The organism is Mesorhizobium sp. M0340 (assembly GCF_040321535.1).
Lineage (GTDB): Bacteria > Pseudomonadota > Alphaproteobacteria > Rhizobiales > Rhizobiaceae > Mesorhizobium.
The window spans coordinates 100,458-112,901 of record NZ_JAMYRR010000004.1 but is presented as its reverse complement, the minus strand read 5'-3'; the positions used below and the strand labels follow the sequence as shown (position 1 = coordinate 112,901).

Here is a 12,444-nt window from a genome sequence, read left to right as displayed (position 1 = left end):
GTTGCGAGCGCCTGGCGAATCGCCGTCCAAAGGGCGATGGACCATTTGCGCTATTCAGGGCTGCCCTTCGAGGAACAGCGTGCAGTCTTTCTCGATATCGTCTCAGCCGATCCGCTGGTCAGTGAGACGCTGTCGCGGGTACGGGTGCTAGGCCTGCCCGACTGGCTGGTCGTCTCCGGCGCGCTCTACAACAGCGTCTGGAATCATCTGACCGGAAAGCCCTCGGGGTACGGCATCAAAGATGTCGACCTGTTCTATTTCGATGAGAGCGATCTGTCCTACGAGGCCGAGGATTTGGTCATTCGTTGTGCAGCGGGGCATTTCGAAGGGCTTAAGCTGCCGGTCGAGGTGCGCAATCAGGCGCGGGTGCATCTGTGGTATCCGAGCAAGTTCGGGCAGGAATGCCCGCGTTATATGAGCGCTAGCGAATTGGTCAGCTATTTTGCGTCGAAGACGCATGCCGTCGGCGTCCGCTTCGATGCCGAGGGGCGCCTCGATCTGGTGGCGCCGTTCGGGCTCGACGACATCTTTTCGTTCCGCATCACGCCGAATAGGGTGCTGGATAATCAGCGGACCCATGAGATGAAGGGCAGGCGGGCACAGGAGTGCTGGCCGGAGATTACTGTCGTGCCTTGGTAGAATGTCGGCGCGAGGCACCTGCCCTGCCGGGCATCTCCCGCAAGAGGGGAGATTGGCAGTTCCAGCGCCCTGCCCGCCCTTCCGGCGCCGCCGGTGATTGGCGAAAGCCGAGGTGACGTCCAATCTCCTCCTTGAGGCGGAGATGTCCGGTAGGACGGAGGTCGCGCCAATTTCTCGCAATTATTTTGCACCGCTGCAGCATTCGAAACGGGGTGCCGAAACGCCCCGTTTCGATTGCGCTGTCGATTGCAGTTCACCCGTCGACCAGGGCCAGCAGCTCCTCGGTGTAGCGCTTGCCGACAACCTTGTCCGGCGACAGCGCATCGCCGATGGCTGCTACCTCGGCCGCGGTCAGCACGATATCAGCCGCCGCCGTGTTCTGCTCCAGATGGCGGATTTTTCGCGCGCCGGGGATCGGCACGATGAAGTCGCCCTGATGCAGCACCCAGGCGAGCGCCAGCTGCGCCGGCGCCACGTCCTTCTCGGCGGCCATATTTTCCAGCACGGCGACGACCGCCGCATTGGCCGCCATGGCGTCGGCCTGGAAGCGCGGCAACCCCCGGCGCCAGTCGTCGGCGCCGAGAACATCGGGCCTGGCGATCGTGGCGGTGAGCAGGCCCCGGCCGAGCGGGCTATAGGGGACAAAGCCGATGCCGAGCTCGCGGCAGACGGCAAACACCTCCTCCTCCGGATCGCGGCTCCACAACGAATATTCGCTCTGCACCGCGGCGATCGGATGCACGGCATGCGCCCGGCGGATGGTCGCCGCACTCGCCTCCGACAGGCCGAGCGCCCGCACCTTGCCCTCGCGTACCAGCTCGGCCATGGTGCCGACCGTATCCTCGATCGGCACGCTGGGGTCGACGCGGTGCTGGTAGTAGAGATCGATGATCTCGGTATCCAGCCGCTTCAACGACGCTTCGGCCACCGCCTTGACATGCTCCGGGCGGCTGTCGACGCCGGCCATGCGTTCGGTGCCGCTGCCTTCTTCGAGGATCTTGAAGCCGAATTTGGTCGCGATCGTCACACGATCGCGCACCGGCTTCAGCGCCTTGCCGACCAGGATCTCGTTCTCGTAGGGGCCATAGACCTCGGCGGTGTCGAAGAAATTGACCCCGATCTCGACGGCGTGGCGCAGCGTGGCAATCGCCTCCGCCTCCGGCTGGCCACCATAGGCAAAGCTCATCCCCATGCAGCCGAGGCCGACTGGGTAGACGTCGAGTTCATTGCCGAGCTTGCGGGTTTGCATCAGGTGTCTCCTTGTTGTGATGGTTGTGATGCCACAGAGATACCGTCTTGCGCAGCGTTCGATAATCGCCTCTTATTTGCACGGGCTGTTCCCAAAAATAGATCAATGAAGCGAACACATCTTTCACAGCTTGCCGTGCTGGCAACGGTCGCCCAATGCGGCAGTTTTCGCGGCGCCGCCAAGGAGCTGGCAATCGCGCCGTCGGCGGTCAGCCACGCGGTGTCCAGCCTGGAAGCGCGCCTCGGCGTGCGCCTTCTGGCGCGCAGCACGCGCAGCGTTGCTCCGACCGAGGAGGGCGCGCAGCTGCTCGAGCGCCTCAGGCCGGCGCTGTCGGAAATCGACCTGGCGCTGGAATCGGCGATCGAGGCGCGCGACCGGCCGGCGGGCAATCTCAGGCTGACCGTGCCGCGCACCGCCGCCCACCTGGCGCTGACGCCAAGGCTCGGCGCCTTTGCGGCTGCCTATCCCGACATCGTGCTGGAGATCGTCATCGATGACCGCTTCACCGATGTGGTCGAGGGCGGCTTCGATGCCGGTGTGCGGCTGGGCGAGAGCCTGCAGCGCGACATGATCGCAGTGCGCATCGGGCCGAACCTTCGCGGCGCGGTGGTCGGCACGCCATCTTACTTCGAGACCAGGCCCAGGCCGCAGCATCCGCGCGATCTCGCCGCTCACCGCTGCATCCGCTTCCGCTTCTCCAGCGGCATCATCTATCGCTGGGAATTCGAGAAAAACGGCGAGGAGATCGAAATCCCGGTGCAAGGGCCATTGATCCTCGACGAGGACCATCTGATTGCCAATGCTGCGGTTGACGGCGCCGGGCTCGCCTTCGTGTTCGAGGACTATGTCCGCGACCCGCTCGCCGCCGGCAAGCTCGTTCGCGTGCTGGAGGACTGGTGCCCGCCCTTCGATGGATTCTTCGTCTATTATCCGAGCCGACGCCAGATGCGGCCGGCGCTCAGGGCCTTTGTCGATTTCTTCAAAGTGAGTACATAGGGGCACCGTCGGAACTGCGGAGGGCAATCTATTTCGGCGTGAATGCTCGTCTTACGGCCCTTGGCACCGGCAATTGGTCGTCTCCAAACATAAGTGGAAACCGCCTTTCCGGGATGGAAGAAAGCCGACCTGGCATTCGTTCACAGACCATGTCAGCACTGCCCAAGCACCAGCCGACCGGCTACGGCTGGACAGCGATCATCCTTCACTGGCTGATCGCGGCGCTCTTTATCGGCCAGTTCGTGCTCGGCTTCGTCATGGTGCGGCTGTCCAGCCAGCGCACCGCCTTCGAGCTGATTCAGCTGCATAAATCCTTCGGTTTCCTGCTGCTTGGGCTGGTCATCCTGCGCATCGCCTGGCGCCTTGGCAGACCGGCCCCGCCGCTGCCGCGCTCAGTCGGCCCTTTCGAGCGCCGCATGGCGCCGCTTGTCCATCTTGCGCTTTATGCTTTTCAGCTCGCTCTGCCGCTGTCCGGCTGGGCGCTGGTCTCGGTCTCGGTGCTGGAGATCCCGAGCGTGCCGTTCAATCTGTTCGTCATGCCCAATCTGCCGCTTGGTGAATCGGACATGGCAGAAAGCTTCTGGGCAGCGACGCACTGGTATCTCGCTTATGCCGGCATCGGACTTGTCGCTTTGCATCTCGCTGCTGCGCTGCGTCATCATTTCTGGCTGAGGGATACCGTGCTGACGCGCATGATCACGGCTTCGTCACATCGCGAGACGGAATAGAGCGGGCGGCTCATTCGTTCATGGGGCGAGGACGCTAGAAAGCGTTGCCTGCCAAGAGGACCATTTCCATGTACGCGCGCATCTTCGGATTTGCGGCAGCCGCCGCTTGTTTTGCCATGCCTGTTTTCGCCGCCGTTGCCCTTGGCGAGGCGGCCGGCAGCTACACGATCAGCCCAGGGAGTTCCAGCATCCACTTCTCCATCGCCAAGCTCGGCGGCGGCGGGCTCGACGGTGCCTTCTCCCGCTTCAAGGGCAATATCCTTATCGACAACAGCGATGTCGGCCGGTCCCAGGTCAATTTCACCATCTTCCCCGAAAGCGTCGGTACCGGCCAAAGCCGCATCGATGCCCTTCTCCGCTCGGACGCGGTTTTCGACGCGACCGACAATCCGGAGATCCAGTTCCGTTCGACCAGCGTCAAACGCACCGGCGACACGTCGGCCCTTGTCACCGGCCAGCTGACGGCGCGCGGCAAGACCTTTCAGGAAAAGTTCACGGCCGAGCTCGGCGGCCTCAAGGCGGGCACGATAAAGTTCCACGTCACAGGCAAGGTGTTGCGGTCGCGCTATGGCATGGATGTCGGCACGCCGATTTATTCCAACGTCGTCGAATTCGACATGACGCTGACGGGTAGAAGGGGTTGAGCGGTTCTTCCTGCGATTTCACCGTCGCTGCAGGACCTGGGTTCCTCGCCCCGGTGGGGCGAGGAACTACGCTCCCGCATTGGCTTTTCCGCCGATTTCAGGCAAACCTCCAGGCCTGCAATCGAGAGGAGAAATCTGATGTTCCGATGGGGTGTTTTGTCGACGGCCAAAATCGGCCGCGAGCAGCTTTTGCCGGCAATCGTCGAGGCGGAGAACGGCGTGCTGTCGGCGATCGCCAGCCGCGATCTGTCGAAAGCTCGGGCGCTGGGCGAACGCTTCGGCGCGCGCCACGCTTTCGGCTCCTATGAGGAACTGCTCGCCTCCAGCGACATCGACGGCGTCTACATTCCGCTGCCGACCTCGCAGCATGTCGAATGGACAGCCAAGGCGATCGAGGCCGGTAAGCATGTTCTGGTCGAAAAGCCACTGGCGCTCGACGCCAAGGACATTCCGCCACTGATCAAGCTGCGCGATGCCAGGAAGGTGCTGGTCTGCGAAGCCTTCATGGTCGTCTACCACCCGCAATGGATCAAGGTGCGCGAGCTGATCGCCAACGGCGCCATCGGCCGGCTGCGCCATGTCCAGGGCGCGTTCTCCTACTACAATGTCGACCCCAACAACATGCGCAACAAGCTCGATCTCGGCGGCGGCGCGCTACCCGACATCGGCGTCTATCCGACGGTATCGACGCGCTTTTCGACCGGCAAGGAGCCGCTGCGCGTCCAGGCGACGATCGAGCGCGACAAGACATTCGGCACCGACATCTATTCCTCGATCCGCGCCGATTTCGGCGACTTCGAGTTGTCGTTTTACCTGTCGACACAGATGGCGGCACGCCAGGTGATGGTCTTCCACGGCGAGAAGGGCTTCATCGAGGTGTTCTCACCGTTCAACGCCGGACTCTACGACCATCACCGCGTCGAACTGCACAACCAGAACCACAGCGAGGCGCAGGTCTTCCGCTTTCCCGGCACGCAACAGTACCGGCTGGAAGTCGAGGCCTTCGCGCGGGCGGCACAGGGCGGCAAGGATCGTGTCTTCACCCTGGAAGAATCGGTGCTCAACCAGAAGGTCATCGATGCCATCTTCCGCGCCGGCGAGAAGGAAGGCTGGGAGGCAGTCTAGGCCGGCCGTGATCCTGCAACAGGCCGGTTTTTGGACGAGATCATGGCCAAATAGATGCCCGACGATGCGGATGTGATCATTGTCGGCGCCGTCCTGCCGGCCTTGTCGCGGCGGCCGAACTGACTGCGGCCGGCAAGAAGGCCATCATTGTCGAGCAGGAGCCGGAGCAGTCGCTTGGCGGCCAGGCATTCTGGTCGCTCGGCGGCATCTTCCTCGGTGGGGTGAACAAGCCCCGCCGGCGCCGTTGCGCCAAGGTGGCGGTCGCACCGAACGGCCAACTTCCCTTGGAGCATTTTGCAGCCAAATGGAATCATTCGGCGCCCGCATAAATGCGGCAAAACAGGTAGTTAGAGCCGCTTACCGGTTCCAGGAGAACCGCTCTAGGCGAAGGGCTGCAAATTGACGTCCTGAAGCTTGGAACCGGCAAGCAAAGCCTCGAGCACCTGCTTCTTGAGAAACAGGCACTGCGAACGGGCAAGTTTGACGATGCCGGAAACGTCGCCTGCCTCGCAGGCAAGAACCAGTTCCTTTTGCTGCGCGATGATCAACTGGGTGAAGTCGCGGGACTTGAACCCAAGGTGGAGAACCCGCGCCGACTGGTCGAGTATCTGGTCCACTAGATGCGCCAGTCGTAAATTTCCCGAGAGCTCCGCAAGGACCAGACGAAACGCACGATCAGCCGCCAGGAATGCAACGTGACTACGCAACGTCTCCGGCTTCAGCACTTTTTTCGCTGCCAGCCCGATGTCCTCCAGCCCGCGCTCGGTAATGTTCGATGCCGCCACCCTGAACACTTCCGGTTCGATCAAGCTGCGGACATCGAAGATCTCGTTGACGTCCCGCAGGCTGAGCGTTGCAACGACGTAGCCGCGGCGCGGCTCGCTCCTGACCAGACCTTCCTGCATCAGACGGGCCAACGCCGCGCGGATGGTCGCCTTTTTGATCTGGTATCGATCGCCGATCTGTTTTTCGGTCAGCGCTTCGCCGGGGCGCAGCACGCAGGCAATGATGTCGTTCCTCAGCTGCTCATATGCCTGTTCCCTGCGAAGGACGTCGGCGGCTGACAGTGCTGTCGCCTCGACCGTGGCCGGCCTTGCCGGTTCGGCGGTCAACTTCGTCGTTTTCATATTTTGTCCGTTTGGCTGTCCGGTTGACGCTGGCATCGGCATTCGCTAGCGTGAGCGCCTCAGGTTGAAACTCTGAGCATCTCAGGGAGGATAACTGATATGCCTTTACCCGCCAACTCGCCTCTCTACGCTGTTGCCGATGATATCGTCAATGCCGCGAAGGGGCCAGATCCCCTCGAAGCGGTAAGGACGGTCCTGGGCGACTACACCAACCGTTTTCACGCATCGGGAACACTCGCCCACGAAGAAGACGACGACGAGGTTCTTTTGCATGCCAGCCCGAACCTGACGATCTATCACATCACGCTGTCGCCCGGCCTGCAGTACCCGCCCCACAACCACCTGATGGATGCCTTGATCGGCATCTACAAGGGCAGCGAGACGAACTTCATCTATCCCGTTGCCGGCAGCGAACTCGATGTTCCCGAAAGGCAGGACATCGCAGCGCCTGCCGTCGTGCACATGGCGTCAAATACCGTGCATGCGGTTGCGAATACGGGCAGCGCGCGATCCGGTGCGCTGCATGTCTATCTCGGCGATCTCACACGAACCCACCGGCAGCTGTGGAGCCCGGAAAGCAACCAGGCCGAACCGTTTGACAATGATCGCTACCTGGCCGGCGCACGGCCCATCCAGCAGTCCGGGTAGGAATGAGCAGAGGCGTCGCGGGCGGCGAATTTGGCCGGGATCAGCGGACCCGTCGGAATCGCGTCACACTTGTCACTCTCGCCAATCCGCTATCGCCCCTATCCTGGCTCACGACCAATCAGCAACACGTCGCGCCGGGAATGGTGCGACAACAGACCAGCAAGGGAGATGCACAATGACGGCACATCAGAATGGCACAGGCGAGCAGACGACGCGGCTCGCGATGAAGACACCACCCGTCGTTTCGCCTGATGCGTGGGAGGCCGCGCGCCAGCAGTTGCTCGTGAAGGAGAAAACCGTGACCCGGGCTCGCGACGCCTTGGCCGCCGAGCGTCGGCGGATGCCGTGGATGGCGGTGGAGAAGGCCTATACTTTCGAGGGCCCCAACGGAAAGGTGAGCCTGCTCGACCTGTTCGAGGGCCGCCGTCAGCTGATCGTCTACCGCGCTTTCTTCGAGCCCGGCGTATTCGGCTGGCCCGATCACGCTTGCCGCGGCTGCTCGCTGGGGGCAGACCAGGTCGGCAATCTTGCCCATCTGAACGCCCGCGACACCACGCTTGCCTACGCCTCGCGCGCACCGCAGGCCGACATTGCGCGGCTGAAGGCGCGGATGGACTGGAAGATGCCCTGGTACACCATCACCGACAGCTTCGATGCCGATTTCGGCGTTGACGAATGGCACGGCCACAACGTGTTCATCCGCGATGGTGATCGCGTGTTCCGTACCTACTTCATCAACAACCGCGGCGACGAGGCGATGGGGACCGTATGGAGCTATCTCGACCTGTCGCCGCTCGGCCGCCAGGAGGTTTGGGAGGATTCGCCCGAAGGCTATCCGCAGACGCCGACGTACAAGTGGTGGAACTGGCACGACAATTACGGCGCCGAAACCGTTCCCGACAAAAAGTGGGTCGAGGTGTCGGACGCCGGAGAGGCCGCGTTCCGGAACCGCACCGAATAGAACGTTTGGCGTCGCGGAAATGCGGCTAGGACAATTGGAGGAGCGGGATGCACGTTCATTCGACCGCATCCCGCTCGCTATGCAGGACTATGGCCATGAGCGAGATTCATGCGGGCGGATCCACCGGCGATGCGAGCCCGGCCGGCCTTGGCGCAGCCGATTGGCTGTCCTTTGCGGCCGCGCCGACCTTCGCAACCATGGCGCTGCTGACGTTTCTCGGCGGAGCGCCGGATATGATGTGCTCGACCGGGCAAGATGCGTCGCCGCTGGGCGGCATGGTCCCGATGTACCTGCTGATGAGCGCCTTTCATTTGGGACCTTGGTTGAGGCGGGTCTCCGGCCGCCGACGCCGCCGCAAGTAGAGCTATGGCGGCCGATAAACGCCCTTCGCGGCGAGGAGGACAGCCCTCACCAGATCCATTCGCCCTTCCCAAGCACCGTCACGGCATCGACAATCCTGGTAAAGCTCGAGCGGGCGCGGCCGGCCGTGTGCCTGGCTCTGAGATAGCCGTGCACCAGCCCCGGCTCCTCGAACCACCAGGCGCGTCCGCCTGCGGCAACGACGCGGTCGCGATAGGCTTCACCGTCTGACGACAGCGGGTCGCATTCGGCGGTGATCACGACGGTAGGCGGCAGATAGACGAAATCGGCGTCCGCAAGCGGAGACAAAGTGATGTCGCCTGTGGCGTCCACTCCGCCCGTCCGGATGTTTTTATAGAACTCCAGATCGCGCATCGTCAGCATCGGCGCTTCGGCATGTGTGACATAGGAACCGCGTGAACGGTCGCCGCCAAGGCCAGGATAGATCAGCACCTGGCCGACCGGCTTTGTCACGTGGCCACGCGTCGCATGACTGACGGCACAGGCGAGATTGCCGCCGGCGCTGTCGCCGCAGAGCAGGACGGGGCATTCGTAAGTGGCGGTGGCCCATTCGAAGACGCCCATCACATCGTCGAAGGCGGCCGGGTGCAGATGTTCCGGCGCCAGCCGGTAGTCGACCGAGACCACCTCATAGCCGGTGCGGGCGCAAAGCTCGGCGCAGACATCGTCGTGGCTGTCGAGGCCGCCGAGGATGTAGCCGCCGCCATGGACATAGAGCACCATCGCAGAGGCGTTCGGCGCCGCGCTGCGATAAATGCGGATCGGGACGTCGTGCGCTTGCGTGGCAATGACGGTGGTTTCAGCCGTCACGCCATCCGGATAGCCGGCAGAGAATTCGCGGCACATCCGGTCATAGATCGCGCGCTGCTCGGCGATCGTGTAGTCGATCGTATCCGGCGGATAATACGAATTGGTCCGCTCGATGAAGGCCCAGGTCTCGGCGTCGATGAGTTTCTTGTAGTTGGTCATGGGAACGGAACGGATCGTAACGAATCCGCCTGGCCGGCAGGCCGGAGGGGGGCGGGACGGAACGCCGTCGTTCCAGGGACACTCACTATCTGCCCTTCCACACCGGATCGCGCTTTTCGGCAAAGGCACGAAAGCCCTCGAGATTGTCCTCCGAGCCGTAGAGCGCGTCAACCGTCGGCAGTTGCCGGCGCGTCACCCGGTTCATGGCATCCTGGAAGGTCAGCGATTCTGCGACCCGGGCCGTTTCCTTGATCGCGGCGAAGACCAGCGGCGGCCCGCTGGCGAGCAGCCGAGCGATCTCCCAGACGCGGTCCTCCAGTCTTTCCTTGGGCAGCACCTCGTTGACCAGGCCCCAGCGGTGCGCCTCGGCGACATCCATCCAGCGGCCGGTGAGCAAAAGGTCCATGGCGACGTGATAAGGCATGCGCTTCGGCAGCTTGATCGTTGCCGCATCGGCCAGCGTGCCGGCGCGGATTTCGGGCAGCGCGAAAGAGGAGTGGTCCGACGCGTAGATGAGGTCGCAGGACAGCGCCAGCTCGAAGCCGCCGCCGACCGCCATGCCGTTGACGCAGGCGATCACCGGCTTGTTGAGGTCGCGCAATTCCTGCAGCCCGCCGAAGCCGCCGACGCCATAGTCGCCGTCGACGGCATCGCCGCCAGCCGCTGCCTTCAGGTCCCAGCCGGCGCTGAAAAACTTGTCGCCGGCGGTCTTGACGATGGCGACGCGCAGGTCGGGATTGTCGCGAAACCCCTTGAACGTCTCGCCCATCAGCCGCGACGTCTTCAGGTCGATGGCATTGGCTTTGGGCCGGTCGAGCATGACTTCGAGGATCGTGCCCTCGCGGCGGGTGGTGATGACGTCAGACATTTTTGTTCTCTCCCAGCACCAGCAGCGCGTCGGCGATCCAGGCGCCCTTGCCCTCGGTGCAGACGATCAGAGGATTGATGTCGAGCTCCTCGATCTCTCCGGCATTTTGCTGCACGAAAGCGGCAATGCCCGATATCGCATCGATTGCAGCTGCGACATCGGCCTTCGGCCGACCGCGATAACCGTCGAGCAGCGGGAACAGCTTCAACCCGCGCAAAGCGGCCTCGATGTCGTCACGGGTCGCCGGCAGCATCAGTGTGACGCTGTCGCGCAACAGCTCGACCAGCACGCCGCCGGTGCCTAGCGTCATTACCGCGCCGAACATCGGGTCGCGGGTGAAGCCGACCAGCAGCTCGGCGACGCCGTCGCGCACCATGCGCTCGACATAAAGGCCGGTGCCGAGCGGCCCGAGATCATGGGCGGCGGTGCTGACCGATTCGGCATCCCTGAGGTTGAGCCGGACCGCGTCGAGCTCGGACTTGTGGATGACGCCAAGAGCCTTCAGCGCCACCGGGAAGCCGAGCGCCATCGAGGAGATCACAGCTTCGACCGCGTTGCCGGCGCGCTCGCCCTTCGGCACGGGGAGCCCGGCCTCGATGAGCCGCGCCTTCGCCTCGGCCTCGTCCGGCGTGACATGGTCGCCGGCCGGCGCGCCGGACGCCGAAGTGTCGATCGGCTGCGCCTGCGGCTCGCGCCACGCCCAGCCGATGAAGGCTGCCGCCTGGGCGGCGTCGATGGCCTCGGAAATGCCGAACAGCGGCACCATGCCCCGCGCCATCAGGCCGGCAGTGTATTCCTCGGGCAGGTTTTCCGGCAGCGAGGAGACGATCGCGCCCTGCGCGCTGTTGGTCTTCAGCGCCGATTCGAAGGCGCGCAGCGTCGCCCACCAGTCCGTGTCCGAGCAGCGGTCGGGACGCGGAAAGTCGAGCACCAGCATATTGAGGTCGAAGCCGCCAGACACCATGGCGGTGAAGGTGGCGGTCATCGCCGGCTCGTTGTTCCAGATGAAGGTGTGGTAGTCGAGCGGGTTGGCCACCGCGACCAGCGGCCCGAGCGTCGATTTGACCCGCGCGCGGTGCTCGGGGGTGAGTGGCGGAAACGTCACCCAGCGGCCTTCGGCGCTGTCGGCCATGACCGACGCCTCGCCGCCCGAGCAGCTCATCGATGACAGCCGGTAGCCGGGCAGGGGGCCGGTGACGTGCAGTAGCTTGAGCGCCTCGATGAAGGCGGGAATTGAATCGATCCGGGCGATGCCGAGCCGCCTCAGGAAAGCGCCGGACGCCGCGTCCGAGCCGGCCAGCGACGCGGTATGCGAGACGGTCGCCTGCCGCGCCTGCTCGGAGCGGCCGACCTTCATGGCGATAACAGGCTTCTTCAGCTCGCGTGCCCGTGCCGCCAGCCTTTCGAAGCCGGCTACCGAATCGAAGGCCTCGATATGCAGGCCGAGCGCGGTGACGCGGTCGTCCTCGATCAGGCCGAGCGCCATTTCGGAAAGCCCGGTCTGCGCCTGGTTGCCGGCAGTCATCAGGAAGGCGATCGGCAGGCCGCGTTTCTGCATCGTCATGTTGATGGCGATGTTCGACGACTGGGTGATGATGGCAACGCCGCGACCGCCTTCCGGCAGCCTGATGCCGCCATGCTGGTCGGGCCACAAAAGCGCGCCGTCGGCGTAATTGATCAGCCCATAGCAGTTCGGCCCGATGATCGGCATTTGGCCGGCCGCCGCGACCAGTTCGGCCTGCAGCCGCTCGCCGTCTTCGTCATAGGCCTCGGTTTCGAGAAAGCCGGCGGCGAAGCAGACCGCACCGCCAGCGCCGCGCTCCGCCAGCGCCTTGACCACTTCGATGGTCAAATGCCGGTTGACGCCGACGAAAGCGGCATCCGGCGCACTGGGCAATTCCGCCACCGAGCGATAAGCCCTGCGGCCGGCGACCTCGTCCTTGCTCGGATGCACCGGCCAGATCTCGCCGGCAAAGCCCATTTTGATCGATTGCGCGACGACGGCCGCCGCCTGCGCACCACCGAAGACGGCGATCGATTTCGGCCGCAAAAGACGTTCAAGCCTGTGCATTGTCATCTTTTCGTCTGAGCATGATCTTTTCCAAAGAC

General features: G+C 63.7%; 13 protein-coding genes and 1 pseudogene. 9 read left to right on the top strand and 5 right to left on the bottom strand.

The window, feature by feature from the left end:
- Nucleotides 1-36 precede the first annotated feature (36 nt).
- The gene (locus NKI79_RS07275; protein ID WP_352800732.1) at nucleotides 37-639 is read left to right on the top strand and encodes a nucleotidyltransferase family protein; all 603 of its coding nucleotides are present in this window, start codon (nucleotides 37-39) and stop codon (nucleotides 637-639) included.
- 253 nt (nucleotides 640-892) lie between these two features.
- On the opposite strand, the gene NKI79_RS07270 is transcribed toward NKI79_RS07275, so the two are convergent.
- A complete protein-coding gene (locus tag NKI79_RS07270; RefSeq protein ID WP_352800730.1) occupies nucleotides 893-1,888 on the bottom strand; it encodes an aldo/keto reductase in 996 nt (331 codons plus the stop codon).
- A 105-nt stretch (nucleotides 1,889-1,993) separates the two neighbouring features.
- Here NKI79_RS07270 and NKI79_RS07265 point away from each other — a divergent pair, with 105 nt between their 5' ends.
- From NKI79_RS07265 to NKI79_RS07245, 5 genes and pseudogenes are all read left to right on the top strand, one after another.
- Nucleotides 1,994-2,884, top strand: coding sequence for a LysR family transcriptional regulator (locus NKI79_RS07265; RefSeq protein WP_352751829.1), 891 nt, complete (start codon nucleotides 1,994-1,996; stop codon nucleotides 2,882-2,884).
- A gap of 149 nt (nucleotides 2,885-3,033) precedes the next feature.
- Nucleotides 3,034-3,612: a cytochrome b gene (locus NKI79_RS07260; protein WP_352736799.1), complete on the top strand. Its 579-nt coding sequence runs from the start codon at nucleotides 3,034-3,036 to the stop codon at nucleotides 3,610-3,612.
- A 68-nt stretch (nucleotides 3,613-3,680) separates the two neighbouring features.
- Nucleotides 3,681-4,256, top strand: a complete 576-nt coding sequence (locus tag NKI79_RS07255; protein ID WP_352800727.1) for a YceI family protein — start codon at nucleotides 3,681-3,683, stop codon at nucleotides 4,254-4,256.
- Between the two features lie 138 nt (nucleotides 4,257-4,394).
- A complete protein-coding gene (locus tag NKI79_RS07250) occupies nucleotides 4,395-5,381 on the top strand; it encodes a Gfo/Idh/MocA family protein (protein ID WP_352490432.1) in 987 nt (328 codons plus the stop codon).
- Between the two features lie 54 nt (nucleotides 5,382-5,435).
- Nucleotides 5,436-5,626: pseudogene (locus tag NKI79_RS07245) on the top strand (FAD-binding protein); the annotation flags it as partial.
- A gap of 135 nt (nucleotides 5,627-5,761) precedes the next feature.
- Here NKI79_RS07245 and NKI79_RS07240 read toward each other — a convergent pair.
- Nucleotides 5,762-6,508, bottom strand: coding sequence for a GntR family transcriptional regulator (locus tag NKI79_RS07240; RefSeq protein ID WP_352800725.1), 747 nt, complete (start codon nucleotides 6,506-6,508; stop codon nucleotides 5,762-5,764).
- A 99-nt stretch (nucleotides 6,509-6,607) separates the two neighbouring features.
- Here NKI79_RS07240 and NKI79_RS07235 point away from each other — a divergent pair, with 99 nt between their 5' ends.
- The 3 genes from NKI79_RS07235 to NKI79_RS07225 all read left to right on the top strand — a co-directional run bounded on the left by NKI79_RS07235 (nucleotide 6,608) and on the right by NKI79_RS07225 (nucleotide 8,479).
- Nucleotides 6,608-7,156, top strand: a complete 549-nt coding sequence (locus NKI79_RS07235) for an autotransporter (protein ID WP_254815970.1) — start codon at nucleotides 6,608-6,610, stop codon at nucleotides 7,154-7,156.
- 175 nt (nucleotides 7,157-7,331) lie between these two features.
- Nucleotides 7,332-8,117 carry a DUF899 domain-containing protein gene (locus NKI79_RS07230; protein ID WP_352480219.1) on the top strand — a complete coding sequence of 262 codons (786 nt, stop codon included), beginning with the start codon at nucleotides 7,332-7,334 and terminating at the stop codon, nucleotides 8,115-8,117.
- A gap of 89 nt (nucleotides 8,118-8,206) precedes the next feature.
- Nucleotides 8,207-8,479, top strand: a complete 273-nt coding sequence (locus tag NKI79_RS07225; RefSeq protein ID WP_502895602.1) for a hypothetical protein — start codon at nucleotides 8,207-8,209, stop codon at nucleotides 8,477-8,479.
- A 46-nt stretch (nucleotides 8,480-8,525) separates the two neighbouring features.
- Here the strand turns inward: NKI79_RS07225 and NKI79_RS07220 are convergent, their stop codons facing one another.
- The 3 genes from NKI79_RS07220 to NKI79_RS07210 all read right to left on the bottom strand — a co-directional run bounded on the left by NKI79_RS07220 (nucleotide 8,526) and on the right by NKI79_RS07210 (nucleotide 12,406).
- Complete coding sequence (locus tag NKI79_RS07220; protein ID WP_352800721.1) at nucleotides 8,526-9,467, bottom strand: alpha/beta hydrolase; 942 nt, start codon at nucleotides 9,465-9,467, stop codon at nucleotides 8,526-8,528.
- A gap of 85 nt (nucleotides 9,468-9,552) precedes the next feature.
- Nucleotides 9,553-10,335 (bottom strand): carnitinyl-CoA dehydratase, encoded by a 783-nt coding sequence (locus NKI79_RS07215; RefSeq protein ID WP_352800719.1) that lies wholly within the window; start codon nucleotides 10,333-10,335, stop codon nucleotides 9,553-9,555.
- The gene (locus NKI79_RS07210) at nucleotides 10,328-12,406 is read right to left on the bottom strand and encodes an acetate--CoA ligase family protein (RefSeq protein WP_352800717.1); all 2,079 of its coding nucleotides are present in this window, start codon (nucleotides 12,404-12,406) and stop codon (nucleotides 10,328-10,330) included. Before NKI79_RS07210 ends, NKI79_RS07215 begins: the two co-directional genes overlap by 8 nt.
- Nucleotides 12,407-12,444: the final 38 nt, after the last annotated feature.

What these genes read in the sequence shown, in the direction of transcription:
- NKI79_RS07275 (WP_352800732.1), top strand. Translation starts at nt 37, where the DNA reads ATGGACCATTTGCGCTATTCAGGGCTGCCCTTCGAGGAACAGCGTGCA.
- NKI79_RS07270 (WP_352800730.1), bottom strand. Translation starts at nt 1,888, where the DNA reads ATGCAAACCCGCAAGCTCGGCAATGAACTCGACGTCTACCCAGTCGGC.
- NKI79_RS07265 (WP_352751829.1), top strand. Translation starts at nt 1,994, where the DNA reads ATGAAGCGAACACATCTTTCACAGCTTGCCGTGCTGGCAACGGTCGCC.
- NKI79_RS07260 (WP_352736799.1), top strand. Translation starts at nt 3,034, where the DNA reads ATGTCAGCACTGCCCAAGCACCAGCCGACCGGCTACGGCTGGACAGCG.
- NKI79_RS07255 (WP_352800727.1), top strand. Translation starts at nt 3,681, where the DNA reads ATGTACGCGCGCATCTTCGGATTTGCGGCAGCCGCCGCTTGTTTTGCC.
- NKI79_RS07250 (WP_352490432.1), top strand. Translation starts at nt 4,395, where the DNA reads ATGTTCCGATGGGGTGTTTTGTCGACGGCCAAAATCGGCCGCGAGCAG.
- NKI79_RS07240 (WP_352800725.1), bottom strand. Translation starts at nt 6,508, where the DNA reads ATGAAAACGACGAAGTTGACCGCCGAACCGGCAAGGCCGGCCACGGTC.
- NKI79_RS07235 (WP_254815970.1), top strand. Translation starts at nt 6,608, where the DNA reads ATGCCTTTACCCGCCAACTCGCCTCTCTACGCTGTTGCCGATGATATC.
- NKI79_RS07230 (WP_352480219.1), top strand. Translation starts at nt 7,332, where the DNA reads ATGACGGCACATCAGAATGGCACAGGCGAGCAGACGACGCGGCTCGCG.
- NKI79_RS07225 (WP_502895602.1), top strand. Translation starts at nt 8,207, where the DNA reads ATGGCCATGAGCGAGATTCATGCGGGCGGATCCACCGGCGATGCGAGC.
- NKI79_RS07220 (WP_352800721.1), bottom strand. Translation starts at nt 9,467, where the DNA reads ATGACCAACTACAAGAAACTCATCGACGCCGAGACCTGGGCCTTCATC.
- NKI79_RS07215 (WP_352800719.1), bottom strand. Translation starts at nt 10,335, where the DNA reads ATGTCTGACGTCATCACCACCCGCCGCGAGGGCACGATCCTCGAAGTC.
- NKI79_RS07210 (WP_352800717.1), bottom strand. Translation starts at nt 12,406, where the DNA reads ATGCACAGGCTTGAACGTCTTTTGCGGCCGAAATCGATCGCCGTCTTC.